The sequence below is a fragment of the Streptomyces sp. NPDC047841 genome, from assembly GCF_040704085.1.
GTDB lineage: Bacteria > Actinomycetota > Actinomycetes > Streptomycetales > Streptomycetaceae > Streptomyces > Streptomyces argyrophylli.
Window position 1 is genome coordinate 94910 of record NZ_JBEYRP010000013.1, and the last position, 25184, is coordinate 120093.

Consider the following 25184-nt stretch of genomic DNA (forward strand, 5'->3'; position numbering starts at 1 on the left):
TGGCCGGTCCCGGTCAGAACACCGGCGTCACATGGAGGCCGTCATGCGCGGGGCCGGTTGTGTGCCGGCGGCCGGCCCACACCGCGTCGGTGAACTCGCCGAGCAGGGCGAGTACCGAGGGATCGGTGAACCCTGCCTCGGTGCGGGTCATCCCTTCGGCGTTGCCGAGTGCCACCAGCGGATGGTCGATGAGCACCGCTCCCGAGCGCTCCAGATTGATCCGCAGCCCCGGCTGCGCGTCCGCCGCGCCACGCGGGCCGGGGGAGGCGCTCAACAGCGCCGTCGGCGTCCCGGTCAGTGCGCTGTCGCCCCAGGGGCGGGACAACCAGTCCAGCGCGTTCTTCAGTACACCGGGTGCGCCTCCGTTGTACGACGGAGTGCTGATCACCACGGCCTCCGCGTTCGCGATCAGCCGCCGTGCGCGCGCGACCGGCTGCGGCCCGTCTCCCACGTCGAGGTCCTGGTCGTAGTAGGGCAGTGACCGCAGGTCCAGCAGCACCGTGCCCGGCTGCGGCTCCCGCCGGAGCAACAGGGTCCGGACCGTGGCGATGGCGACGCCGTTCACCGAGTCGCGCCGCAGACTTCCGGAGATGAGCACTATCGCGGTCACATCGTCTCCCTACCACCGTGATGAGTACGCTCGTTGGTTCCCGCCTTGCGCCTACAGCCTCACCCACGCCACTCCCGGCAGGGTCCTGATTCATTACCGGGGCGACGGATCACCGGGCGTGTGTGAACACCCCGACACCCGGTCATGCCAGTCCTTGGCGTGTGGAGCAGGGATCTGCTGGTCGGCGCTCGGCGGCGATGGTGAGGCACCGCACCCAGGCGTACCAAACTGTGATGTGCGTCACGGCTGTCTATTTGTCTGTGACGTTTGTGGGCCGGCGCCCGCTGGGAGAACGGGGCATCCGTGTGACGGGTGTGCCGATCTGTCTTTCTTCTGCGGCCGTTGCCGGCCTTCTGTGGGGTGGATACGTCGTGAGCAGTCGTACGTCGCATGCGTACAGACCGCTGAGCTTCAGGCGACGGGCGTGGTTGACGCTCGGTGCTGTGGTGCTGGGCGGGGGAGGGATCGTGACCTATGCGGTCGCCAGCCCGTCCGGGGGGCCGGGCGCCGAGCGTGCCAAGCGACCGGCGAAGGTCTACGACCTGTCGCTGGCCGGGAGTTCGCAGGACAGACGGGAGCTCATGCGTAAGGACACCGAGGAGTTCTCCCTGCTGGGTGTCTCGTGGACGGGTGCCGCCAAGCGGCTGAAGGGCACGGTGCGGGTGCGCACCCATAGCCTGGAGACCGGCGAGTGGAGTGCCTGGCGGAACCTCGAAGTGAACGTCGACCCGCTGGAGAAGCCGGGCCCGCGCGTGCGTGGCGCCTCGGAGCCGTTGTGGGTCGGCCCCTCGAACGGCGTGCAGGTGCAGGTCGTCCGCGAGAACGGCCACGTCGGCAGGCTGCCCGGTGGACTGCAGGTCAACCTGGTCGACCCGGGTGTGGTGTCGACCGCCGAGACGAAGGCGAGCGGCGCTCCGGCCGAGCCGGCCGGATTCGCCGTCCCCGCGGAGACTCCGGACCCCAGCGGCAGCGCGCCGGCCGACCCCGGGGCGCCCACCGGATCGCCCACGTCGAGCGACAGCGTCCCCGCCGCGCCGACGGACGGCCAGACCACCACGTCTCCCGCGCCGACCGACACCACGTCCGAGCCCGGCCCCACCGGGTCGGTTTCCGCATCGCCATCAGCGAGCACTTCCGCGAGCCCGTCGGCCACCACGCCGTCCGCTCCGCCTTCGACCGTGCCGCGGCCGCCGATCGTCGCACGTGCCGGCTGGGGCGCGGACGAGTCGATCAGCCCGGAAGCACCCGAGTACAACGACGACGTCAAGGCCGTGTTCGTCCACCACACCGACGGGGCGAACGACTACTCCTGCGCCGATTCGGCATCGGTCGTGCGGAGTATCTACGCGTACCACGTGCAGGTCAGCGGCTGGAAGGACATCGGCTACAACTTCCTCGTCGACAAGTGCGGCACCCTCTTCGAGGGGCGCAAGGGCGGGGTCGACCTGCCGGTGTTCGGCGCCCACACCTACGGCTGGAACCGGGAGTCCACCGCGGTCGCGGTGCTCGGTGACTACACCACCACCAGCGCCTCCAACGCCGCACTGGCCTCGATCGCCCGCCTCGCGGCCTGGAAGCTCGGCCAGTACGGCGCCCAGCCCACCGGCACGACCCAGCTGACCGCCGGTGCCACCCAGAAGAACCTCTCCGGCACCAGCTTCACCGCCGGCAGCACCTACACGTTCCAGCGGATCTCCGGTCACCGCGACGGCTACAACACCGAGTGCCCCGGCGGCCTGCTGTACGACCAGCTGCCGACCATCCGCACCTGGGCGGCCGGCCCGGTCCAGGGTCTGAAGGTCACCTCGGTGAGCGGCGCCACCCTTTCCGGCTCGACGTACTACACCCAGGGCGCCCTCACCGCGAAGTGGACGGCCACCACACCGGCTTCGCTGATCTCGAAGTTCGAGCTGCTGGTCGACGGCAAGCCCGTCACCACGACGTCCGGCGCTGCCACCTCCGCCACCACCACCCTGGCCGTGGGCAGCCACAGCGTCGCCGTCCGGGCCGTGCACCAGTCCGGCAAGACGACAACCAGCGCCGCACTGACCGTCGTCGCGGAGACGACAGCTCCGACGTTCACCACCACGCCGAAGCTGTCCCTGCGGACCGGAACCGTCAACACCACCGCCGTCCCGGTCGCCCTCGGCTGGAAGGCCACCGACGACAAGGCCTTGCGTCACGTGAAGCTGCTGTCCCCCACGACCGGCACCTTCACCCCTGCCACGACCGGCTACAACACAACCGCCAAGTCCGGCACCGCCACCACCTGGTCGATGCGTGCCTACGACTACGCCGGCAACTACCGCACGTCGTCCCCCGCGTACACCCCGATGATCCTCCAGGAGAGCTCCGCCACCAGGTCCGGCACCTGGAGCACCCGCTCCTCCACCAGCTACCTCGGCGGCAAGTCGTACTCCAGCGGCTCCAAGGGGGCCGCCCTCACCTGGACGTTCACCGGCCGCTCGGTCGCCTGGGTGGTCTCCCGGGCCTCCAGCTCCGGCCAGGCCTACGTCTACGTCGACGGCACCAAGGTCTCCACCGTCGACCTGAAGTCCTCCACGACGTCGTACCGGCAGGCGATCTGGACCAAGACCTGGTCCAGCAGCACCAAGCACACGGTCAAGATCGTCGTCGTGGGCACCAGCGGCCGTCCCACCGTCACCACCGACGGCCTCGTCTACATCAAGTAACCCGCCACCCGCGGGGTCGAGACACACCACGCCGACCGGCGCATGCGGACACGCATGCGCCGGTCGCTGCGTCCGTTCCCGCGATGTCGTGTACGACACGCGAGTTGCGGACGCTGTTCCGTCGTCGTCCCCCGCAAGGCCAGGAACAGTCCTCGTCGACGTGGGTGCTCAGTGAAGGACGGTGAGCAGGCCCTCGACGCCGCGGCGGAACGCGGCGCCGACGCTGTCGACGCCGTCGAGGTGGGCGCCGCTCATGGCGCCGTCGCGCATCATGACGAAGTGCCGGGCGGCGTGTTCTGGTTTGCCGCGGCGCGGTGAGTTCCCGAAGACCTGCGCGAAGAGTTCGGTGAGCGTGGTCGTGTACCAGGCTCGGTGATCGAGGATCACCTGGCGCACCCGGTCTTCGGGGTCGAGGTACTCGGCGGCGGCCTTGAGGAACGCGCAGCCGCGGAACTCCGGCGAGGCGAGGCTGTCGGCGACGGCGGTCCCGATCGCGCGCAGTGCATCGGCCGGGGACGGTGCGGCCTCGATGGTGGCCTGCACGCCGGCCCGTATGCCGGTGTCGACGCCACGCAGGTAGGCGATCACGAGGTCCTCTTTCGAGGGGAAGTGCCGGTAGAACGTCGCCCGCGTGGCCGGTGCCTCGGCGAGGATCCGCTCGACCCCGACCGCCCGGATGCCTTCGCGGTAGAACAGCCCGCTGGCCGTGGACAGCAGCCGCTCTCGCGCCTCGGACCGGACCGGCTCTCCTGACGAGCTGCCGTTCGGGTTGCCGGGCGCGGGACGTGTCCGTGTGGCCATGACCCCACCGTAGCAGAAAGAACGATCGGTCTTGCGATCACCGGGGAGTCGTGTCAGGCTCCGCACAGCAAGAGAGAACGGTCTTTCTCCTAGGGTCCGGCGGCCACGCCGTTGCCCGCTCCGCGTCAGCGGACACCGAATCCAACGGCTTCCTGTGGAAGGAACAGTCATGACCACGACCACGACTACGACCCCTGCCCCCACCACCGTCGCGTCAGCGCTTCGTCGGCTCTACCTCGTTCGTTCCGGGTTCGCTCTCATCTGGGCTGTCGTGCTCTTCTTGACCGCGTCGAGCATCGGTCCGGTGAGCGCGACCCTGCTCGTGATCTACCCGCTGTTCGACGTGGGCGCCGCCGTCGTCGATGCCCGCTCCTCCCGGGCGAGCCGGTCCGCTCTGGGTCTCTACGCCAACATCGCGATCAGTGTGATCGCCGCCGTCGGACTGGTCTTCGCGGTCACCTCCGGCATTCCGGGGGTCCTGCGCGTGTGGGGGGTCTGGGCCGTCACAGCGGGCCTCGTCCAGCTCATCGTTGCTCTGCGGCGACGCGACCTCGGAGGCCAGTGGGCGATGATCGCCAGCGGCGGCATCTCCACGCTCGCCGGAATCTCGTTCCTCCGGCAGGCCGCTGCCCCTCACTCCTCGCTGAGCAATCTGGCCGGCTACGCCCTGCTTGGCGGCATCTTCTTTCTCGTCTCTGCCCTGCGCCTCGGACACAACGCCAACCGGAACACCGGTGGGAGCAACTGACATGACCGACCACAACACCAGTGCCGGCAGCATGTTGGCCGTCATCGTAAGCAGGACGTCGCTGGTGGTGAATGCCCCTGTAGGACCAGCAGCCTGAGGACTACGCGGCTGTTCCCGGCCCGGCTTCCCACGGGTCCCCGGTCGGCCGGGTCAGCCCGTCATCCGTCACCAGCCGGCGCTCCGGCGCAGTCGCATCCAGTTCCCAGTAGTGCAGGCACTCCTCGCACCGGACCCCGTCGACCAGGACCTCGTCCTCCCCGTTCGGGCAGTCCGTGCCGTCCCCGCGCCCTGGACACGTTTCCCTTGTAGCACCCATGCGTTCGACCGTGCGCCGCCCGGTGCGTGTCCGTGGAGAGGGCGTGCCCGGCGCACAGGCGCTCACCGGCGGCAACACGTCCCAGCACCTGCCAAAAACCCCATCAGCGCCCCGACGCCTACGCCCCCAGCGCCCATGACCGGGTGAGTCGACGTTCGCGTCGGATACAGCCCCGGGACGTCCGCGGCCGCTACGCGCGCATCCGGAAGAAGTCTCCGCCGTGGTGGTTCCTGCTCGCCGTCGTCGTGATCGTGCTCCTCATCGCGTACCTGTAGCCGTAGCGGGTGGATAGGCCCGTCGTTTCGGGTGTTGGGATCGCGCTCATGCTTCAGACACGCCCGTCAGCACCGACGAAATCCGCAACTGGCGCGCGCCAACGGGTACGACGTGCCGATGCGCGGACGCATTCCCGTTGAAGTTCGGCACGCCTGGGATCAGGCGCACGAGAGCACCTGATCACAGCGGAGGGCCGGGCGGTCATCGAGCAGCGGCTGCACCAGGACGTCATCACAAGGGCGCGGGCGAAGCCCCGCATGTAGGAGCAGGTCCGCGCCCGACAGACAGCAGCGAAGGGTGACACCATGGGCGCCCATATGGATGACGTGGTCCAAGAGGCATGGTGAGGTTTCTTCAGCCATCCCATAGGGGCGGTGAGTACCCGGTGACGGCCCCGGCACGGTAACTGTGCGGCTCTCGCGCCAGGCTGGTGCATCACACGGGGTGGCCCGCGTGGACCACGGTTCGACGGTCCTGGCCTGCTGCTGCCAGGACGTCGGGAAGCGGCAAAGACAGTGCCTGGGCCAGTTCCGTGAGCTCTTCCGGCGTCGGGCGGATCGGCCCTTCGGCTCCGTCTTCGACGAACGCTTTGATCCGCGGGGCGCGGATTGCGGCTGCATGGGCGAGCGCCTCGCAACTCAGGCACTGACGGCGCATCGCATCCGCGAGCAGCTCAGCCAGGTCCATCAGGAACCTCCTCTTGCCGGGGTGGCCGCAGGGACACATAAGTCCGTATGCCCCGGGTGACGTTCTGTGAACGAAGGACGCTCCGGGCTCCAGCGCGGTCTCTTCTCGTGGTCAGACGTCCAGCGAGCGGCTTCAGTCCAGCCTGCCGAAGGCCCTCAGGGTGACGGCGTCGCCTTCTTCAGCGACCACCGTTCCGGAACTCGCTGACCTTGCTCATCTCGCCTGGCGACGGTCTTGTCCAGCCGGCTGGGCGCAACGAGTCCCCGGTCACAACCACCCATTGCGGCGGAAGGCCCGGTACAGCAGTCCGGCGCCGAGGGCCATGACGGCGAGCGCGCACGGGTAGCCGTAGCGCCAGTCGAGTTCGGGCATGTGGGCGAAGTTCATGCCGTAGATCCCGGCGACCATCGTGGGTATGGCGAAGATGGCCGCCCAGGCGCTGATGCGGCGCATGTCGTCGTTCTGCCAGGTGCCCACCTTCGCGAGATGGGCGTCGAGGACGGAGGCGAGCAGGTCGTCCATCGCCCGGACCTCGGTGTCGGTGCGGGTGAGGTGGTCGGCGACATCACGGAAGTACGGCGCGACCTGCCGCGGCCAGTCGTTCCCCGCCGTGGTGAAGGGCTGTATGACAGGGACGAGTGGCTGGATGGCGTCGCGGAACTCCACCACCTCGCGTTTGAGCGAGTAGATCTGTTCCGTGAGGTCGTCCCGTGCGGGTGAGAAGACGCACCGCTCCAGCTCCGTCAGGTCTGTGCGTACCTGGGCGGCGGCCTCGGCGTACGCGTCGACGATCACATCGGTCACCGCGTGCAGAACGCCGACGGGTCCGAGCCGTGCCATGTCAGGCTGCTGTGCGAGGCGGCGCGCGGCCTCCACGGTGGGATCGTTCGCCCCGTGCCGCACGGTCAGCGCGAAGGACGGTCCGAGGAAGATCATCACTTCGCCGGTTTCCACGTCCGCGGTCCGCTCGACGAACCACAAGGTCTTCACCGCTACGGCCAGCACGTCGCCGTAGCGTTCCTGCTTCGGCCGCTGGTGGGCCTGTACCGCGTCCTCGATGGCCAGTGGATGCAGCTTGAGGTACCCGCCCAGTCGCTGCAGCTCCTTCTGATCGGGCTCGTACATGCGGATCCACGCGAACTCATCCGTCTTCAAGCCCGCCAGACGGTCCATGGTGACCTCGCACCCGGCGTCCTCCTGCCGGCAGTCGATCTGCTCGCACTCACCCGTCCGCTTCTGGTAGATCACGCACTCCATGTCCTCTCGGGTGCTTCAGCGGGCCCATTCCATGCTCCTGGAAGTGCGGGGACCGCTCCCGTGAGCCATCGGCACCGGGATGGTCACCAGACCTTCACATGAGTCGGCAGGTGACCAGGCGCCTGGTGAAAATCCGGCCAGGAGGGGCCGTTCGGCGACTGGCCCGAGCCACGTGAGACGGACGACACCGGTACAGGGGATGGCCATGGCCTCGGCGAGCCGGCGGCGGCCGTGGTGCCGCCGCCCAGCAGGTATGGGTGAGACCTGGCCGGGCATGCGGGGTGAGGGGTCGGGGCGCCGCCCGTCGATGTCATGGGCCTTGAAGGGGTGAAAAGGTGAAGGGCTTCCGCAGCTTCATCCTGCGCGGCAATGTGGTCGACCTGGCGGTCGGCATCGTCATCGGAGCGGCGTTCACCGCCGTCGTCAACGGCTTCGTCAGCGCCTTTTTGACCCCGCTCGTGGGGCTGGCCACCGGTGCCACCGGCGACATGGCCCGCAAGACCTTCACAGTAGGCGCCACCAAGTTCCCCTACGGAACCTTCATCAACGCGGCGATCAGCTTCCTCCTCCTCGCCGGCGCCCTGTACTTCCTCGTCGTACTCCCGATCAACAAGCTGCACGAGCGCCTCGCTCCCCACCACGACGTCCAAGCCCCCAAGCGCGACTGCCCCGAGTGCCTCAGCCCCGTCCCGGCCGAGGCCCGACGCTGCGCCTCCTGCACCGTCGCCCTGCCCGCCGTACCCGCCCAGGCCGGGGAGACGACCCAGCGGGCCGGGTGACCGGCCCCCTGATCGATCGGTGACAACCGGACAACTCGGTGCTCGACGCTTGGCCGGGTTGCCCTGCAACCGGCTCTCAGCGACCGCACTCACCGGTGACGGCCGCCGACGCCGCCTTCACCCACGTCCCCGGCTCTGTCACCATCCGCGCCGGCCACACGCCACGACGCAACGCCGGCGAGGGCGCCCAAGAGCACCATCAACGCCCCAGGCGCGGCCAGGGCCGGCAGTGCCGCGACCGCCGGGGCCCGGGCAACTGCCGGACCCGGAGCGATCAGCCGGTAGGGCCTGCACACGTGCACGCAAGCGACCCGAGCAGCAACAGCCTGGCCCGAGTGGGTATGTGGGTCGGCCGGAGCCCGATCGGCGACGTTCCGGCTGACAGGAGGCCGGGCGCAGGAACCGGTGTTCGGCAGCGGGCGAGGTCCGTTCCACTCGGGGCGCAGACCCTGCCTGTTCGACTGCGAGGAACATCGGTCTCGGGGTTGAAGTTGCCGTTGCGGCAGCCTCTACCGTTCCGGACAGGGCCGGAGAGACCGGCCCGGCGACACATGTGTGAGGGAGACGGTGATGGACTGGCCGATCGCGGAGGTCGCACGGATGTCCGGCGTGACTGCCCGAACCCTGCGGCACTACGACGAGATCGGCCTGCTCCCGCCTGCCCGAATCGGGACCAACGGCCACCGCTACTACGAGGAGCTCCAGCTGCTGCGGCTGCAGCAGATCCTCGTCCTTCGGGCCCTGGGTCTGGGGCTGCCCGAGATCGGCCGGGTCCTGGCCGAGCAGGTCGACGAGGTGGAAGCGCTGCGCGGCCACCACCGGCGGCTGCTCGCTGAACGCGACCGCCTCGACGCCCTGGCCGGCACCGTCTCGCGCACGATCGCCGAACTGGAACAGTCCAGGAAGGACGGCAGGCCCATGACCGTCAACCGACCGGAGAACCTGTTCGAGGGCGTGACGCCCGCCCAGTACCAGGAGTCCCTGCGCGACTTCCCCGAGCACGCCCAGGCGGTAGCCCGCCGGGTCGCCGAGATGAGCCCGCATGACGTCGAGGCCGGGCAGCGCGAGCGCACGGCACAGATGGTCCGGCTGGCCGAGCTCATGGCCGCGGGGCACCGTGTCGACGCCGAGCCGGTGCAGTCCGAGATCGACGCCCAGTACCGGACCCTGATCGCGCTGCGCACCGTGACCGTCGACGAGTACCGGGCCATGGGCCGCTCCGTCGTGGACAACGACGCCTGGCGCGCCGCGTACGAAGCGATCGCCCCGGGTCTGGCCGCGTACCAGCGCGACGCCATCGAGGTCTATGCCACCACCCGGCTGAACTGAGCACAGTGCAACCGCTGTTCCGGGCCAGGCCCGCGAATGGCGGTTGCACTATGTCAGGGTGACCGGCGATGCTCGATCCCGAGGGCGGTCTACGGCCACCTTCACAGGGTGCTGCTCGTTCTCGTGACCCACGACTCCGCTCACGAAAGACCCCCTCCCGACGAGCTCGCCCACCTGCCGGTTGCTTTCCCGGCGGCCGCGCAGCACGAGCGGGACCACAGGCACACCCGGCCACCCGGACGCATCCGCTACAGCGCGAACTGCCGACACCGCCGCAGGCCGATTCGCCCGCGTCCCGCGGCGCATCCCCTGACCAGCTCGGCGCCTGCCAGGATGAAGGCGATGGAAGAAGGCAACAGCCGGTGAACCACGCCCAGCTCATCGCCCTGGGCCGGGCGTTGCGCCTGACCGGAGAACACGGCCAGCGCCCCTCACCCCGACGACCGGGAAGCGCCGCCGCTTTGCGTGCCCTCCCGCCACGCGATCCGAGCCGACGACCCGCAGCCGGTCAGACGGTGGCTTGCGGCGATGTGGAACGGCCGCGCCTGGCAACTATGCGGCAGTCCCCGCACCAGCCGGAGCGAGGCCGGGCAGCATATGCACCAGCCGCCGCTCGCCGGCACTCCGCCGGGAGAGGACCCGGCGAGGGCGGCACTGCGGCGGGCACGCGAAGGAGCCCGCCGTCACCGCTCCAGCGACCCGGTCACCCACCGCAGACGCACGGCGGTGCGCCGCCGGGCACCTTCCGCCCCTGCGACCGACCGTACGGACGCGCGCACGACCTGCGTCCCGGCGTCCCCCGGGCGGGCGACGCGGTGACCGGGGTCACGGTCACCGCAGGCCCATGTCCGTCATGCCGCCGCCCGTGAGGTTGGGCGCAAGCAGGGGCAGCCAGAAGACGCCGATCGCGAGGGCGAGCGAGGCGAGTCCCACGGCGCGGGCGAGGAGACGGCCCCGTGGCAGGCGCTTCTCGGCGGTGATGACGGCGGCCAGACCCACCGTGGCCCAGAGGTTCATCACCCCGAACGCGGTGAGCAGCAGCATCAGGGACCAGCAGCAGCCCAGGCAGAACGCTCCGTGATGGGCCCCGGCACGCAGGTGGCGGGCGGGGCCGCGGTACGACGCGTAGTGCAGCAGCGAACCGACCGGTGAGCGGCACCGGGTGAGGCAGACGTCCTTGAGGGGGGTGAGCTGGTAGGCACCGCCGAGGGCGAAGACGGCGGCGGCCACCGCCGTGCCCGCGGTGGGATAGGCGGTCGCCACCCGTGTCGCCCCGGCGGCCAGGGCGTACGCGGGCAGTCCGGCGGCCGCCCAGACCAGCAGGTAGCCGGTGGTGAACGCGATCAGGCGGGGCGTCCGGCGCGCGGGTGCGGTCCGCGCGTACAGCGAGGCGACCGGTGCCGTGGCCGGCAGCATCATCGCGGCCATCATGATCGTCCACGCGCCCAGGAAGGCGGGCAGCTCGCCGGCCGCGGTCCCCGCTCCCATGCCGCCCCGGCGCAGTGCCGTCCACGTCCAGGCCGCGGCCGTGGCCGCCGTGAGGAGGACCGCTCCGGTGCGGGCCGTGGGGCGGCGGGCCGCCGTCGCGGGCCGCGTCACGCCGACCACGAGAAGGGCGCCGAGTGGGCGTTGTGACCGGTGAAGTCCCAGGAGCGGCCGTGTACGCCGTGGCCGACGGCCCGTGTCGACCTGGCGACGGTCAGCGTGCTGTTCGCCGGGTGGAACATGCCGGACAGTTTCATCACGGGTCCGTCGCCGCCGAACTGCGGGGCGACCTGGTCCTCGATCTCGATGTGGATGGCGTCCGCCACCCGCACGGTGTGCCGGCGGCCGTCGTCGTGGAAGTCGATGGGTGCGCGTTCGACGCCGAGCATCTCGGCGACGAGGGGCACGAGCGCCGCCATCGGTCCGCCCGCCTGCCCGGAGAAGACCTTGCCCAGCGCCTCCGCTTGGCCGTCGTCGGCCGAGGCGTCGACGTACAGCGCCACCTGCCAGCCGCCGTCGGCCATGACGCGCGGCGCGTCGGCGAAGACGACCACGTTGCGGTCGGACACGTCCACGCCGTCGACCTCACCCTGTGCGACGTGGAACGCGAACGTCACCTGACAGCGCTCGTTGTCGGCGGGGGCGGTCAGGCCCGAGGTGGTGCAGGGGCACACGGTGTCGCAGTTGCAGCTTTCGAAGTAGGTACCGGTCAGGTTCCACGCCATCTCCGTACTCCCGCCTGTCCACCCGCCGGCGGTACGAAGTGACGCCCACCCGACGGGGCGCGAGGCCCGGCGCGGGCGTCGGCCTGGTGCGGCGCTCGCGCTCAGGAGGAATTCGGGGGCCGCGGGCACCGCCACGCGTCCGCCGGCCGCAGGATCGGCGTCGGGACGACCTCTCGGCCGAGACGGCCGCCCGACTGCTGTCCAGGCTAGTCCGCGCCCCCGCACCCCGCTCGTCACGCGTCGCGGCGCCGGGGCCGGCGAGGAGACCCCGGTGCCTTCACGCCATCCGACACGCTGTCCGCCACGGAGCATGACCCGTGCCCGCCACCCCCGCCGGGGACCGTCCGGGAGGAGCCGGGGCCTCGGGGCGCCTCGCACGAAAGGCATGTCGACCTGGCACTCTCCGGCGAGGAGGAGCGGTACCGCCGGGGTCTTCCGCCCTTCGTGCCCCCGCGAACGGGAGAACGACGCGGCTTCCTCCGTCCACCGGTCGGTCCCAGCCGAAAGGGGGCCTCGACCCTGCGGACGCCTCCGGGCGCGCCTGTGTGCTCGGGGACTGTGCGCCGCACGTCATGCCCCTCGCCGGAGCCGGGGCGGCCACTCTACGACCGGTGCCGTGCCGGGGCGGTTTCCCACGGTGTTCCGGGTCCTCCGGCTTTGGCGGAAACAAGCTGTTGCCGCACCGACGCGCGCCCAGCAGCCTGGAAGGCGCGGGAGCGCTCCCACGTCCCGCGACCCCCCAGCGAAACCGACACCCCCACAGGAAGAACCCCGTCATGCATTGTCATGAGCATGTACAGCGTAGGACCGGCCGCCGCCTGATGCTCGTCCTGAGCACCCTCGTCGCGGTCCTGGCCGGCCTGATCACCTGGGGCGGCGGCACCGCCTCCGCGCACGGTTCGGTGATCGACCCCGCGTCCCGCAACTACGGCTGCTGGCAGCGTTGGGGCAGCGACTTCCAGAACCCGGCCATGGCGCAGCAGGACCCCATGTGCTGGCAGGCGTGGCAGGCCGACCCCAACGCCATGTGGAACTGGAACGGCCTGTACCGCAACGGTTCCGCCGGCAACTTCCAGGCCGTCATCCCCGACGGACAGCTGTGCAGCGGCGGCCACACCGAGAGCGGCCGCTACAACTCCCTGGACACCGTCGGCCCCTGGAAGACCACGGACATCGGCGCCAACTTCACCGTGCACCTGTACGACCAGGCCAGCCATGGCGCGGACTACTTCCTCGTCTACGTCACCCGGCAGGGCTTCGACCCCACCACCCAGCCGCTGACCTGGAAGGACCTGCAACTGGTCGCCCGCACGGGGAAGTACGCGCCCAGCCAGAACTACTCGATCCCCGTGAGCACGTCCGGCTACAGCGGCCGGCACGTCGTCTACACGATCTGGCAGGCGTCGCACATGGACCAGACGTACTTCCTGTGCAGTGACGTGAACTTCCGCTGACCTCGGCGTCACCGGTTCGCCCCACCCGATCGGACCCGGCCCGGCCAGACCAGGCCGGGTCCGCCGCCGAGCGGCCCCGCCCAGCGACGGGGCCCGCCCAGCGAACTGGACCCCGCCCAGCGACTAAACCCTACTGACTGGACCCTGCCGACCGGCGGCATGCGCCCTCAGGCGCTTTGGGAGCGCTCCCAGTCGATCGATCGGGTGTCAGCCCCTTCCCCCTCCCTCACGCCCGGAGACGTACATGCCCTCTCAGCCCGCGCGATGCCCTCGATGGGCGCGCACCCCCTGGACGGTGGCCGCGGCGATCCTCGCGCTGGCGGTGTCCCTCCTCGTCGCGGCGCCCGCCAGCGGCAGCGGCACCGGCGCAGCCGCCGGTTGCCGGGTCGACTACTCCGTCAACAAGTGGTCCGGCGGCTACACCGCACAGATACGCGTCACCAACCTCGGTGCCGCATTGAGCGGTTGGCGGCTCACCTGGACCTACGGCGGTGACCAGCACGTCACCTCCGCCTGGAACGCCACCGTCACCCAGACCGGCCGCTCCGTGACCGCCGTCGGCACCGACTGGAACGCCGCTCTGCCCAGCGGCGCCGGCACCGAGTTCGGCCTGCAGGGGACCTGGCAGTCCGCCGACCCGCCGCCCACCGACTTCAGTCTCAACGGCGTGCCCTGCGGCGACGACGGCACCGTACCGCCGACCACACCGCCCACCACGCCGGGCACCCCTCCCCCCACCCAGCCACCCGCCGACTGCGGCAACGCCGTGCTGTGCAGCGGCTTCGAGGACCAGACCGGCCCCTCCCCGTCCGGCGACTGGCGCTTCACCGCGCCCGACTGCCAGGGCACGGGCACGGTCGCCGTCGACACGGCTGTCGCCCACGGCGGCACCAGGTCACTGCGGGTGGACGGGCACGCCGGTTACTGCAACCACGCCTTCGTCGCCGCCACCACCGACCTGTCGTCGGTCGGCCCGGTGCTGTACGTCCGCCTGTGGGTCCGGCACACCACCGCGCTGCCCTCCTCCCACGTCACCTTCGTGTCGATGCCGGACACCTCCCAGGGCGGCCGGGCGCTCCGGGTCGGCGGTCAGAACGGCGCGCTCCAGTGGAACCGGGAGAGCGACGACGCCACGCTTCCCGCGCAGAGCCCGGCCGGGGTGGCGCTGAGCAGGCCGCTGCCGACGGGCAGCTGGCAGTGCCTGCGGTTCGCCGTGGACACCTCCGCGCCCAAGCTGGACACCTGGCTGGGCGGCGAACAGGTGCCCGGACTGCACGCCGACGGCGTACCGACGCAGGACGTCGACCAGCAGTGGCTCTCCCGCACCACCCCGCCCCGGCCGACCGCCCTGCGGCTGGGCTGGGAGAGCTACGGAACCGGCGACGACACCCTGTGGTTCGACGACGTGGCCGTCGGCTCGTCCCCGATCGGCTGCTGAGTCACGCGCCGGGCGTCGTGTCCCTCTTGCGCAGGACGACCGGGACCGCGCCGCCGATCACGACCAGGCCGATGGCCACGCCCGCGATCACAAGGGTGAGGACGGGGGTGAGGGCGGAGCCGCCGGTCGCGGCCAGGTCGGTGGTGCCCGCGCCGCTGCCGCCGACCGTGACCGGGCCGGGCGCGTCTGCCAACTGGGCCGTCTGCGTCATGAGTGCCGTGGTGCGCTGCGCGCCAACCCGAACTAGTGACCTGAGTCAGAGGTTCGTCGTTGGTTTGGTGTGAATCGTCGTGGACCGAAGATCCCACCGTTGTCGGTAACGGACGCCCAGCGGGCTGTACTTCAGGGGTGGGTGCGTCGTCGGTCGACGGCTCAGGCTCTGGCCTTGCGGTCCCGTATCGTGCTCGAGTGTGACCAGGGGTATTCGATCATGGAGGTGTCACGGCGGCTGCAGGTCGCTCCGGACACGGTCCGCACCTGGCGAAGGCGCTTCCTCGACCGCGGTCTGGACGGCCTGTCCGACGAGCCCAGGCCAGGTGTCCCGAGGAAAATCACCGATGCCGACGTAGAACGCGTCATCGTCAAGACACTGGAGGAGAAACCGCCCAACGCCACACACTGGTCCACCCGGTCGATGGCCGCGGCGACAGGCATGTCCCAGTCGGCCGTCTCCAGGATCTGGCGCGCCTTTGCCCTGGCCCCGCACCGCTCCGAGACGTTCAAACTGTCCACGGACCCGCTGTTCATCGACAAGGTCCGCGATGTGGTCGGTCTCTACCTCGACCCGCCGGAGAAGGCCCTGGTGCTGTGCGTGTACGAGAAGTCGCAGATCCAGGCCCTGGACCGTTCACAGCCGGTGCTGCCGATGATGCCCGGGGTCCCTGAACGCCGCAGCCACGACTACGTCCGCGCCGGCACCACCACCCTCTTCGCGGCCCTGGAAGTGGCCAGCGGCAAAGTGATCGGCTCACTGCACCGCCGGCACCGGGCCACCGAGTTCAAGAAGTTCCTGACCAAGCTCGACAAGGAGGTGCCGGCAGACCTCGACGTGCATCTGATCCTGGACAACTACGCCACACACAAGACATCCGCCATCAAGAAGTGGCTGCTGGCACACCCCCGCTTCCACCTGCACTTCACACCTACCGGCTCATCGTGGCTGAACCTGGTGGAGCGATGGTTCGGCGAACTGACCAGCAAGAAGCTCCGCCGCGGTGTCCACCGCTCCGTCCAAGCGCTCGAGCGCGACATCCGAGCCTGGCTCGCCGACTGGAACGAACACCCCAGACCCTTCGTCTGGACGAAGACCGCCGACGAGATCCTCGACAAAGTCGCCGCCTACTGCCGACGAATCTCCGACTCAGGTCACTAGGGCCTGTCCGGTAGGTCAGGAACAGAGGGTCCACCCCGACTGCCATGGGGGCGCTTTAATGCCCAGGTGGTTAACTGGACGCAGATGCACGACTGCTATGGGGATGTCGATCGCGTCCCCGTGCTTCTGGAACGGGTGGAGCTCGAGGACAACGCCGAAGCATGGGAGGAGCTGGGATACCGACTGGTCCTCGAACACGACCTCGTCTTTCCCGCCAGCTTTGCCGCCCTGCCGCGCCTGGTGCGTCTCGCCTCGAAGAGCGCACGGGCGCGTGGACTGGCTGGAGCGATCCTGCGACGCGCGGCAGGAAACCACGGCTGCGACGATCTACTGGCGGACTGCGCCGACGCGATCGCGGAGTTCCGCAAGCTGCTGGACCGGCACCTGCAATCGCGGCCGGCCGACTACCGTGCGACCTTCCTCGATTCGCTCGCGGCCAAGGGGGAGTACCACTGGAGTGCCGTCCTGGGGGACTTCACGGATGACTTCTACCACCTGGCCTGCCCTCACTGCGCCGTGGAAGTGACGATCGCTATCGGGGACCATGGGCGCTATTCAGCGATCCGGGACTGGCACCTGGGCGACGTAGACCGTCGCGACCTCCGGCCGGCGTCTCCCGAGGCACTCTCCGGCACCGGCCGGTGGATGCACGAAACTGCCGTCCGCGACGGGCACGGGGCCCTCGCCGACGGAATCGCCCACATCTTCGGCCAGGCCGAATGCCCACGCTGCGCCAGCGTGTTCAACATCGCGGACGAGTACACATCCGCCAACCGCCCAGTCCTGCGGTAGGCACGGTGAATCGGAAGTAAGCGAGCAGGGCTCAGGAGCGGAGCCACAGCCGGATAGCGGTGACGGTCACCGTGCCGTGGAAGACGTACGCCCGTTTGTCGAAGCGGGTGGCCGCGGCGCGGAAGCCTTTAAGGGCGTTGATCGTTCGCTCGACCTCGTTCCTGCGGGCATACCGGGATCGGTCGAAGGCGGCGGGCCGACCGCCCTTGCTGCCACGGTTTTGCCGGTGGGCCCGTTGGTCGCGGGGCTCGGGGATGGTGTGCTTGATCTGCCGACGTCGCAGATAGCGGCGGTTGCGGCGGGAGCTGTACGCCTTGTCGCCACTGAGGTAGTCCGGCCGAGTGCGAGGACGACCGCCGGCCGGGCGCGGCACACGGACGCGCTCCAGCCCGGGATCATCCGCGGCCCGTCGCCTGCCTGCCCCGGTGTGATCAGCACGGCCAGCGGACGCCGCCCGCCTTCACCCACCAGATGAATCTTCGTGGTCGGCCCTCCCCGGGAGCGGCCCAGCCCTTCGTCGTCCCGATGATGAGCGGGCCGACTCCGCCGACCGGGGACCCGCGGAGGCTGCTTTCGTGCACCGGCCGCGTGCTGCTGCGCCCGGCAGACCGTCGAGTCCACCCCCGCCATCGTCCAGTCGAGACGGCCCTCGGCATCGGCGTCTGCCTGGACGGCCAGCAAGATCCGTCCCACGTGCCATCCGCCGACCACCTGCGATGCCTGTCATGCACCGTCTTCCAGTTGCCGAACCGCATCGGCAGGTCCCGCCACGGGATGCCGGTCCGTTGCCGGAAGAAGATGCCGTTGATCACCGCACGGTGGCTCTTCCACCGCCCTCCCCGGCCTGCGTTCCTCGGCAGGTGCGGTTCCAGCCGGGACTCCGCATCTGTCAGATCACCCCGCCCCACACACGACGGAACGATTCACCAGCCAGCCTGTCACGCGACCCCTCGGACAGGCCCTAACGCGATACTCACGTCCACCGACAGCACCGCAATGTCCGCGATCGATGGGAACAGCGACTCCTTCAACCGGAGCTCGACATCTTCCACGGCCCGGACTCTCAGCCCAACACCTGGATGACAACCTAGTTTCGTGCCATCTCAGGCGCCGCCGGAAGACGCCCGGCCGTCGCTCAGAGTGCCCGCTGCACGGAAGCTGTGCCAGAACCACTTATCGTGAACATTCCCCGACAGACGCACGTTCAATTGCTGCTGAAACTCATCGACGAACGCTGTCGCTGAAACTGAACGAAGCCAAGAAGGCCAAGGAAACAGCAGTTGCGGCCGGGTTCTTCCGGAGTGCTCCCGACCGACCTGTCTCAACGAAGTTCGACCGGTCTCACCAAAGTTCGACCACCGGCAGGTTCGTCTCACCGAAGTCTGACCGTCGCCGTTCTGAGTCGCCCATCAGATGGTTCGCCAGCCGCGCACCACTCGGGTGGCGACCGACCCTGAGCGGCCCTGCGCGTCCTGAGAGGATCAGGGCATGGCGAACTCACCTATGCAGATCAATGCCCTCATCGTCGATGCCACTGACCCTGAGCGGCTTGCCGCGTTCTGGTCCGAGCTGCTTGGCCGGCCAGTCGTGGGCCGCACGGGACCCTATGTATGGCTGCAGCGCGAGAACGGCCTGGGCCTGGGCTTCCAGCGAACCCGCGAGCCCAAGTCCGTGAAGAACCGTATGCACTTCGACGTCACCTCACCCAACCCGGCCGCAGAGCAACAGCGTGTCGAGGCGCTCGGCGGGCGCCGACTGGAGGAGTACGGCGACGGCGGGTTCCTGGTGATGGCGGATCCCGAGGGCAATGAGTTCTGCATCATCCCCGAAGGTCCCTTCGAACTCGATGACGAGGGGCGCGCGGACTACCTGATCTGACCGGCCTGCCCGTCTGAGCTGGAAGGTCGTCGGCCTCCCCCGCAGTCATCGGAGTTTGACCGGCGTTGGCGATACGCCTGCTGCCTGCAGCGTTGTGAGCACGTCCGGCGTCGTTTCTGGCAGAGCCCTGGTGGCAGCGGTCCTTCGTAGACTTCGCAGGGTCGGGATGACGGTGTAGGTGCCAGTTCGGCGCGCTTCGGCGGTGCCGCGGACCGCGCTGTTGGCGGTGGAGGACTTGGGTTCGCAGCAGGTTGCCGGAGTTGCTGATGGTGTGCTCGCTGGCGGCAGCGGTCCGAGCACGTCCGGCGTGGTGTGGGGATCTGATCGCCCGCAAATGGGGGCAGCGGGGTGGTTCGGATGGACTGCCGGGCCCGGTTCGGCTGAGCATTTCTCCTGGTGCTTGGGGTAGTTGGCCCTTCGGCAGGCGGACGAACACAGGCGGTAGCGCTGTCCGGGCTGGATCTCCATGCTCTTGCCGCATTGTCGGCAGGGGGCTCTCGGTGAGGCAGCGCGAGGGTGCCGTTTCCGGTGTGCCTCTTCTCGGCATGCCTGGGAACAACGCAGGCTTCGGCGTGTCATAAACCAGAGACCGCAGGGCTCATCCTGGAAGAGGGGCCCCGGCTGATGCCGGGCGGCCCCTTCCCACTACTGACCTTGAATGCGTGATGTCGTCATGGTGGCTGGCGCCGGAGGCCGGTGGTGCAGGCGAGGCAGCCGTCGAGGACATCGGGGCGGGGCGGTACTGGAGTTGGCGCAGGCCGTGCCGGACGACGCTGATCAGGTCCGCGGAATCGGCGAAGGCGCGGCTGGCTGTGGTGGCGCGTCGCAGGACGGGCCGGACCATGTCCTCGGCCAGCCGCGGCAGGACGAACGCCAACGCCGGGTCCGCTTCGGGCTGCCTGGCGAGAGCGTCCTCGCCACCCGTCCGCAACGTCAGGAGGTAGTCGAAGCCCCGCTCCACCTGCTCGGGTGTCAGCGGTGTACGGGACGGGATCAGATACGGCATCACGCTCTCCTCGCGATGGCCGCCGCGTGACTCGCGGCGCCGTTCCCCGCATGGTCGGCGCACTGACCCGTGGACAGAGACAGAGGCTCGTGTCTGTTCCACCTCCTGATCGTTAGGCCATTCGGGCAAGATCGGTCCCGATCTATGGGGGGAGACGGGTGTGGAAGTCAGGGATGTGCATCACGCCTACCGTCGGCGCTTAGTCCTGCGCGGGGTTGACCTGCGGCTTCGGACCGGGACGCTGTGCGGGATCGTGGGGGAGAACGGCGCGGGCAAGTCCACGCTGTTGAAGGTCCTTTCCGGCGAGTTGCGGCCCACGCGCGGCACGGTCCGCCACAGCGGCCGGTTCGGCTATTGCCCTCAACACGTGGTGCTCAACGACGCGCTCACCGTGCGGCAGCACCTGGCGTTCTTCCAGACGGCCTACCGCCTGGCCGATGTGCGGTATGCCGAGGAGATCATGGAAGTGCTGAGCTTCACCGGATACGCCGATGAGCGGGCCGGGGTGCTCAGCGGCGGTACCCGGCAGAAGCTGAACGTGACGCTGGCGCTCATGCACGACCCGCAGGTGCTGTTGCTCGACGAGCCGTATCAGGGCTTCGACTGGGACACCTACCAGCGGTTTTGGGACCTGGCCGCGCGGCTGCGGGATGCTGGACGTTCGGTCCTGGTCGTCTCTCACCTGGCATACGACACCGAACGCCTGGACGAGCTGTGGCGCCTGGACGGTGGGACGCTCCGCCCGGACGAGGCGGGGGCCGCCGCATGAGGTTTCACCTGACCCGCTTCGCTGTCGCCACCCGGTTCACGCTGACCGAGCACGGTCGCAACCGGTTCGCCATGATCCTGGTGGGCCTGTTCGTCCCGGTGTGGACGACCCTGGCGTACCTGGCGATGCCCGACACCCCGGCCCGGATGCGGCTTCGCGCCACCGGAGAGAGTCTGACGCCACACGGCAATGAACTGACCGAGATCAGTGGCGCGCTCAACGCCGTCACGCTGATCACCGGGTTCATGATGTTCGCCGCCACGTTCTCGGGCAGCGGCTTCGACCGCAGGCTGGCCATGGCCGGCTACCCCCGCACCCACCTGGTCCTGGCCAAGGTCACCGCTCTGGCTCTGGTCTCGGCGGCAGTCGCCGCCTACGCCACTGGGGTCACCTGCCTGGCCTGGTCGCCCCGCCAGCCTCTCCTGCTCGCCGCCGCACTGTTCTGCGCCGGACTCACCTACGGTGCGCTCGGTGTCGGCTTCGGCTCCCTGCTGCGCCGGGAAGTCGAGGGCATGTTCGCCATCGTGATGACCAGCATCATCGACCTCGCGCTGCAAAACCCGATCACCAGTTCCGGCGCCGACAACCCGGTCATGCGCTACCTGCCTTCCTACGGGGCCATGCAGGCCAGCACAGCAGCGGGATTCTCCACCAGCGCGGTGCCCGGCTACCTGGCCGTCCAGCTCGCCTGGTTCACGGCAGCCTCCCTGATCGCGCTGGTGGGCTTCCGCCGAAGCACCCGCAACTGCCTGCCGCTGACCGCCCGGATCCCGCCGCCCGTGCCAGGAAGCGACACGGCCGGCCTTCCCGCGCCCCGCGAGGCCGCCGCCCCCTCACCAGCCGTATCCGACACAGAAGCCCACTGAGGCCCCGCTACCCCACATGCGCCCCACATCACAGTCCATGACGGCAGACCTCGATGCGGCCCCGCGAACACGGCGGGGGCGACCCACCGGCCGTTCGCTCACCGGTGACGACCCAGCCCTGCGGGCGGCGTACCAACTGTGCCGCCGCACCACACGAGTCCACGATCCCGCGATCCACACCCTCATCCTGCTGATGCCTGCCGTGCTGCGCCCAGCCGGGTGGGCCCTGTGGGCGGCAGCGAGCGTCCTGGACGACCTGGCCGACCAGCAGGATGCCGCGCCAGCCGAGCGTGCGGCCCGCGTCGAAGCGTGGACAGAAGCCCTGCGACGCGACCTGGCGGCCGGAACCAGCACGGATCCGGTCCGGCATGCCCTGGTCGACACCGCCACGCGGTGGCGTCTGGACCTGTCCAGTCTGCAAGGTGCCATGACCAGCACACGGGACGACACCGGCATCCGGCACTTCCCCGACTGGGCCGCGTGGCGGGCCTGGTCCAACGGGGAAATCGCGCCCTGGGTCGACCAGGTACGACACCTGTTCGAACAGGCCGGAGCCCCGATGACGCCGAGGCTGGATCGGCAAGGCGACTACGCGCAGTTCATCGACGGTGCCCAGCTCACCGACATCCTCACCGACCTGGGCTCGGACCTCGTCCAAGGCTGCCTGTTCCTGCCGCAGGAGGCGCTGGACGCCTACCCCGGCGCGGAAGACGATCTGCGGCAGGGGCGCTGGAGCCCGGCAACAGCGGCTTTGACCGGAGAGCTGACCGCTCTGGCTCGCCGATGGGTGACCAGGCCCGCCCTGACAAGAGGCATGCACCCGGGCGCCGCCACCGTGCTCGACACGGCGGCACGCCTGCTGCGGGCCCAACTGGATGCAGTCGACGCAGCCGGCGCCGCCCTGCTCAAGCGCGCCCCGCGGCCCTCTCTCATATCGCGCACGCGCATCCTCGCCCCGGCCCGCATCCGCTCGAACCTGGCCTGGAGCCTGACGTCCCTGACCGTGCCCGGACCCCGAGGACGTGCGGCGATCGCAGGCGATCCGAACCCGGCGGCCGAAGATACCGCCCTGAGGCTCCCGCCACCGCATCCCGACGGCGCCCGGCCCCCGCAGATCGCCGCAGACCAGATGCCCTCGCACGTGGCGATCATCATGGACGGGAACGGCCGCTGGGCCCAGCAGCGAGGTCTGCCCCGCCCGGAAGGCCACCGCGCCGGCACCGTTGCCGCCCACGAGATGGTCTACGGCGCCCTGGAGATCGGCCTGCGCCACCTGACCCTCTACGTGTTCTCCACAGAGAACTGGAAACGCGACACCGAGGAGATCACCACCATCCTGGAAGCGATACGACACGATCTCGATGAAGGCCCCATCCGTGACCTCGACGTACGCCAGCGCTGGTCCGGCCACCCCGACAGACTGCCCGAAGAGCTCGTCCAAGCCTTCCTGCGCGAGGAGCGCCGCACCCGCAACCGCACCGGACTGACCCTCACCGTGTGCATCAACTACGGCGGCCGCGACGAAATCACCCGGACCGCCGCAGCCCTCGCCCAGGCAGCCCAAGCAGGCGACATCGACCCCCACCTCATCAGTGAAGACGACTTCGCCCACCATCTGCCCCACCCCGACATGCCAGACGTCGACCTGCTATGGCGCACCGGCAACGAACAGCGCACCTCGAACTTCCTGCCCTGGCACGCCACCTACGCCGAGCTGTACTTCACCCCCGACTACTGGCCCGACGTAGACCGGCGTGACCTGTGGCAGGCCATCACCGAATACAGCCGACGCCAACGCCGCCACGGCGCCGCCCCTCTCGTCTCCCCTCGAACACCACCGACCGTTCCGCCACGTCCGATCTAACTGTCGGATCTGACGAGTCCGGCCCGGCAAAGTCCACACCAGCGTTATCCCCAGAGATCCGGCAAAGCCATGCCGGCGCTGCCGGGTTGGAGATGGACGCAGTGCCAACTACCGGTCCTCACACGGGTCGATTCGGCGAAGTAGCCGTAGACAGCGTTGCAGTGGGGGAGTCGTGCGGGAGGCAGCGTCACCGGACCCCGGTGCGGTTCACATACAGGATCGCGTCCATGATGTCGCGCAGGTCATGTCCCGGCGGCCGGCCGAAGTCCGGGGCCCTGCCGTGGCGCTCAAGCCTCCAGGCAGAGAGCACCGGCTCGATCAATTCCCAGCGGGCATCGGACAGACCACTCGCATACGGGCGTCGCGTCGGCATGCTTCAGGCGTACCGCCGCACACCGACTGCGCCCAGGCGCACAGCGACACCAACGGAAGCACGCGTCCGCGAACGCCGGGCGTCCTGGGACGAGACAGGCACAGGTCACTACCCGCCTCACCTGCCACCCCACCTGACCAGGAAAAACCAACCCGCATCTCCGGCAGCACGGCGTTGGTCACGAGTTGCAAGAAGTGAACGAAGCCGGCTCCAGCACCGCGGCGTCCACCGTCCCGTCCAGGGTACGGCCCAGCGCCGCGACCGTACGGCAGGATGTGGTCATGGCGAATCGAGGCGTGCGCTGGCTGGCGGAGTCCGAGTGGTATTACAGCGTCACCTTCGCCCGTGGCATCACACCGGACGAGTTGGCCGTACGCCTGGGGGCCAGTCCCGGTGCCGCGCGTGCGACGGCCACGGCGCAGGAAGCGGTCGCTCTCCTGAGCGATCCCGACGTCGGCGTCGCCCGGATCGGACAGGCGGGGGGATGGGCGTTCGCCGCCGAGTACGGGGAAAGCCGCGGCGCCCGGCACGACATCCTCACGGGTATCTCTCGCGACGGCGTGGAGGCCGTGAATCTCGACCCTCAGGCGTGTCATCCGCCTCCGTTCTTCTCCTACGCCGCGGACGGCGAACTGCTGTGTTCGTTCGGTCTCGGTGAGGAGCGGCGACGGTGGGGGACCCGGCCGGATCTGCTGCAGGACGACCTGACGGCGGCGGGCATCATCCTGCCGACCGGGGCTTGCCTACGCGTGAGTGCCGAGCGGCACCAGCACCGGATCGCCATGGCCCTGGGCGTGATCGAGAGGCATTTCGGACTCACCCTGCCCCGCGATCTGCTCGCTTACGACCGGCTCCCCCTCGCCGTGGTGAGCGGCAGCCCCGCCCTCGACTCGCTGGGCAGCAACGCCTGATACGAGGGTCCGGTGCGGACGTCCCAGCGAGCGCCTCGGCGCCGTGCTTCGGGTCAGCCACCCTGTACCCACTGCCGCTCGCGCCTTGGCCATCAGCGCGTCCCGAGCCGGTCCAGCTCCGCCCGCCGTCAGGGGGTGAGCTTGTCGGCCCTGCGGCGAGTCATAGAGGCCCCGGGCCTTGTGCCGTCGGGCTCGTCCGTCCTCCGGCCCACTGCCTGCGGTCGTCCCCGTGTCGTCGCCCGGCCCCCGCCGTGAGGCCGTCCGCCCTCCGGCTCGGCTGCCGACCCGGTGCCGCCGTCCGCTCAACTGGCCGTCACGCTCTGCGGGCCCCGTGCCGCGTGCCGTCTCGCCCGGCCCGCGCACCGCCGGCTCCGCGCGGTTGCCGTACGCCCCGCGTTCCCCGGCGCTCTGCCCGGTGGACCGTCTTGCCTCGGTCCCGCACCGCCCGCGGGTCGCCCGCCGCGCGCCGCCCCAGCTCATCGCCGCCCGCTGCCCGCTACCCCTTATCCGCCGCCCGCCGCCCGCCGCCCGCCGCCCGCCATCCGCCGCGAGCCGCGCGCTACCCGGCTGTATCGCACCCCTGGGTCCCACGCCGCGCCCGCAACAGTCGGCCGCCTCAAGCGGTCGTGCACTGCCCCTGCGCTTGGTGCCCGGAGTCTCTGCCCGCCCTGGCGCCTCTACTGCCCGGTTGCCCGCGCCGCCGCTCGCCGCCCGTCTCCGCCCGGCAGCCCCGCCGGGCGGCCTGCCTAGCCACC

23 protein-coding genes and 3 pseudogenes are annotated in these 25184 nt (G+C 69.8%); 15 read left to right on the forward strand and 11 right to left on the reverse strand.

Annotated elements, in window-relative coordinates:
* Positions 1-13: 13 nt before the first annotated feature.
* Entirely contained in the window at positions 14-610 is a 597-nt protein-coding gene (locus tag AB0947_RS22725; protein ID WP_366752158.1) for an NAD(P)H-dependent oxidoreductase, read from the reverse strand.
* A gap of 581 nt (positions 611-1191) precedes the next feature.
* Between AB0947_RS22725 and AB0947_RS22730 the strand changes: the two genes are divergently transcribed.
* Positions 1192-3303: an N-acetylmuramoyl-L-alanine amidase gene (locus tag AB0947_RS22730; protein ID WP_366752342.1), complete on the forward strand. Its 2112-nt coding sequence runs from the start codon at positions 1192-1194 to the stop codon at positions 3301-3303.
* 168 nt (positions 3304-3471) lie between these two features.
* On the opposite strand, the gene AB0947_RS22735 is transcribed toward AB0947_RS22730, so the two are convergent.
* Positions 3472-4104, reverse strand: a complete 633-nt coding sequence (locus tag AB0947_RS22735) for a TetR/AcrR family transcriptional regulator (protein ID WP_366752159.1) — start codon at positions 4102-4104, stop codon at positions 3472-3474.
* Positions 4105-4273: 169 nt separating this feature from the next.
* On the opposite strand from AB0947_RS22735, the gene AB0947_RS22740 reads away from it, so the two are divergent.
* Together AB0947_RS22740 and AB0947_RS22745 are read left to right on the forward strand one after the other, a co-directional pair.
* The gene (locus AB0947_RS22740; protein ID WP_366752160.1) at positions 4274-4852 is read left to right on the forward strand and encodes a hypothetical protein; all 579 of its coding nucleotides are present in this window, start codon (positions 4274-4276) and stop codon (positions 4850-4852) included.
* A gap of 459 nt (positions 4853-5311) precedes the next feature.
* Positions 5312-5443: a hypothetical protein gene (locus AB0947_RS22745; RefSeq protein WP_366752161.1), complete on the forward strand. Its 132-nt coding sequence runs from the start codon at positions 5312-5314 to the stop codon at positions 5441-5443.
* 436 nt (positions 5444-5879) lie between these two features.
* Here AB0947_RS22745 and AB0947_RS22750 read toward each other — a convergent pair whose 3' ends face one another.
* Both AB0947_RS22750 and AB0947_RS22755 read right to left on the reverse strand, forming a co-directional pair.
* Positions 5880-6131: an XRE family transcriptional regulator gene (locus AB0947_RS22750; RefSeq protein ID WP_366752162.1), complete on the reverse strand. Its 252-nt coding sequence runs from the start codon at positions 6129-6131 to the stop codon at positions 5880-5882.
* Positions 6132-6398: 267 nt separating this feature from the next.
* On the reverse strand, positions 6399-7388 hold the full coding sequence (locus tag AB0947_RS22755; RefSeq protein WP_366752163.1) for a magnesium and cobalt transport protein CorA: 990 nt from the start codon (positions 7386-7388) through the stop codon (positions 6399-6401).
* A 335-nt stretch (positions 7389-7723) separates the two neighbouring features.
* Between AB0947_RS22755 and mscL the strand changes: the two genes are divergently transcribed.
* Together mscL and AB0947_RS22765 are read left to right on the forward strand one after the other, a co-directional pair.
* Entirely contained in the window at positions 7724-8167 is a 444-nt protein-coding gene (mscL, locus tag AB0947_RS22760) for a large conductance mechanosensitive channel protein MscL (protein ID WP_366752164.1), read from the forward strand.
* Positions 8168-8737: 570 nt separating this feature from the next.
* The gene (locus AB0947_RS22765; RefSeq protein ID WP_366752165.1) at positions 8738-9496 is read left to right on the forward strand and encodes a MerR family transcriptional regulator; all 759 of its coding nucleotides are present in this window, start codon (positions 8738-8740) and stop codon (positions 9494-9496) included.
* 248 nt (positions 9497-9744) lie between these two features.
* Here AB0947_RS22765 and AB0947_RS22770 read toward each other — a convergent pair whose 3' ends face one another.
* Positions 9745-9915 (reverse strand): hypothetical protein, encoded by a 171-nt coding sequence (locus tag AB0947_RS22770; protein ID WP_366752353.1) that lies wholly within the window; start codon positions 9913-9915, stop codon positions 9745-9747.
* On the opposite strand from AB0947_RS22770, the pseudogene AB0947_RS22775 reads away from it, so the two are divergent.
* Positions 9859-10084 (forward strand): annotated as a pseudogene (locus AB0947_RS22775) (hypothetical protein); the annotation flags it as partial. The gene AB0947_RS22770 and the pseudogene AB0947_RS22775 sit on opposite strands and share 57 nt — an antisense overlap.
* Before the next feature lie 243 nt (positions 10085-10327).
* Here the strand turns inward: AB0947_RS22775 and AB0947_RS22780 are convergent.
* Complete coding sequence (locus AB0947_RS22780; protein WP_366752166.1) at positions 10328-11095, reverse strand: DUF2182 domain-containing protein; 768 nt, start codon at positions 11093-11095, stop codon at positions 10328-10330.
* Positions 11092-11706 carry a DUF1326 domain-containing protein gene (locus AB0947_RS22785; RefSeq protein ID WP_366752167.1) on the reverse strand — a complete coding sequence of 205 codons (615 nt, stop codon included), beginning with the start codon at positions 11704-11706 and terminating at the stop codon, positions 11092-11094. Before AB0947_RS22785 ends, AB0947_RS22780 begins: the two co-directional genes overlap by 4 nt.
* A gap of 821 nt (positions 11707-12527) precedes the next feature.
* Here AB0947_RS22785 and AB0947_RS22790 point away from each other — a divergent pair.
* Positions 12528-13160, forward strand: coding sequence for a lytic polysaccharide monooxygenase (locus AB0947_RS22790; protein WP_366752168.1), 633 nt, complete (start codon positions 12528-12530; stop codon positions 13158-13160).
* A gap of 244 nt (positions 13161-13404) precedes the next feature.
* Complete coding sequence (locus tag AB0947_RS22795; protein WP_366752169.1) at positions 13405-14598, forward strand: cellulose-binding domain-containing protein; 1194 nt, start codon at positions 13405-13407, stop codon at positions 14596-14598.
* Between the two features lies 1 nt (position 14599).
* Here AB0947_RS22795 and AB0947_RS22800 read toward each other — a convergent pair whose 3' ends face one another.
* Positions 14600-14809 (reverse strand): LAETG motif-containing sortase-dependent surface protein, encoded by a 210-nt coding sequence (locus tag AB0947_RS22800; RefSeq protein WP_366752170.1) that lies wholly within the window; start codon positions 14807-14809, stop codon positions 14600-14602.
* 69 nt (positions 14810-14878) lie between these two features.
* On the opposite strand from AB0947_RS22800, the gene AB0947_RS22805 reads away from it, so the two are divergent.
* Together AB0947_RS22805 and AB0947_RS22810 are read left to right on the forward strand one after the other, a co-directional pair.
* Positions 14879-15970, forward strand: coding sequence for an IS630 family transposase (locus AB0947_RS22805; RefSeq protein WP_366752171.1), 1092 nt, complete (start codon positions 14879-14881; stop codon positions 15968-15970).
* Between the two features lie 66 nt (positions 15971-16036).
* Positions 16037-16762, forward strand: a complete 726-nt coding sequence (locus tag AB0947_RS22810; RefSeq protein WP_366752172.1) for a hypothetical protein — start codon at positions 16037-16039, stop codon at positions 16760-16762.
* A gap of 37 nt (positions 16763-16799) precedes the next feature.
* Here AB0947_RS22810 and AB0947_RS22815 read toward each other — a convergent pair.
* A pseudogene (locus AB0947_RS22815) lies at positions 16800-17670 on the reverse strand (IS5 family transposase); the annotation flags it as partial.
* Positions 17671-18250: 580 nt separating this feature from the next.
* On the opposite strand from AB0947_RS22815, the gene AB0947_RS22820 reads away from it, so the two are divergent.
* Positions 18251-18640, forward strand: coding sequence for a VOC family protein (locus tag AB0947_RS22820; protein WP_366752173.1), 390 nt, complete (start codon positions 18251-18253; stop codon positions 18638-18640).
* Between the two features lie 598 nt (positions 18641-19238).
* Here the strand turns inward: AB0947_RS22820 and AB0947_RS22825 are convergent.
* Complete coding sequence (locus AB0947_RS22825; RefSeq protein ID WP_366752174.1) at positions 19239-19646, reverse strand: hypothetical protein; 408 nt, start codon at positions 19644-19646, stop codon at positions 19239-19241.
* A 160-nt stretch (positions 19647-19806) separates the two neighbouring features.
* On the opposite strand from AB0947_RS22825, the gene AB0947_RS22830 reads away from it, so the two are divergent.
* The 3 genes from AB0947_RS22830 to uppS are packed head-to-tail and all read left to right on the forward strand — an operon-like array spanning position 19807 to position 23145.
* A complete protein-coding gene (locus AB0947_RS22830; protein WP_366752175.1) occupies positions 19807-20415 on the forward strand; it encodes an ABC transporter ATP-binding protein in 609 nt (202 codons plus the stop codon).
* Positions 20412-21281 (forward strand): ABC transporter permease, encoded by an 870-nt coding sequence (locus AB0947_RS22835; RefSeq protein ID WP_366752176.1) that lies wholly within the window; start codon positions 20412-20414, stop codon positions 21279-21281. Before AB0947_RS22830 ends, AB0947_RS22835 begins: the two co-directional genes overlap by 4 nt.
* A 37-nt stretch (positions 21282-21318) precedes the next feature.
* Positions 21319-23145 (forward strand): polyprenyl diphosphate synthase, encoded by a 1827-nt coding sequence (gene uppS, locus AB0947_RS22840; RefSeq protein WP_366752177.1) that lies wholly within the window; start codon positions 21319-21321, stop codon positions 23143-23145.
* Positions 23146-23335: 190 nt separating this feature from the next.
* Here uppS and AB0947_RS22845 read toward each other — a convergent pair.
* Positions 23336-23518 (reverse strand): annotated as a pseudogene (locus AB0947_RS22845) (transposase); the annotation flags it as partial.
* A 296-nt stretch (positions 23519-23814) separates the two neighbouring features.
* Here AB0947_RS22845 and AB0947_RS22850 point away from each other — a divergent pair.
* Positions 23815-24429: a DUF6461 domain-containing protein gene (locus AB0947_RS22850; protein WP_366752178.1), complete on the forward strand. Its 615-nt coding sequence runs from the start codon at positions 23815-23817 to the stop codon at positions 24427-24429.
* Positions 24430-25184 lie beyond the last annotated feature (755 nt).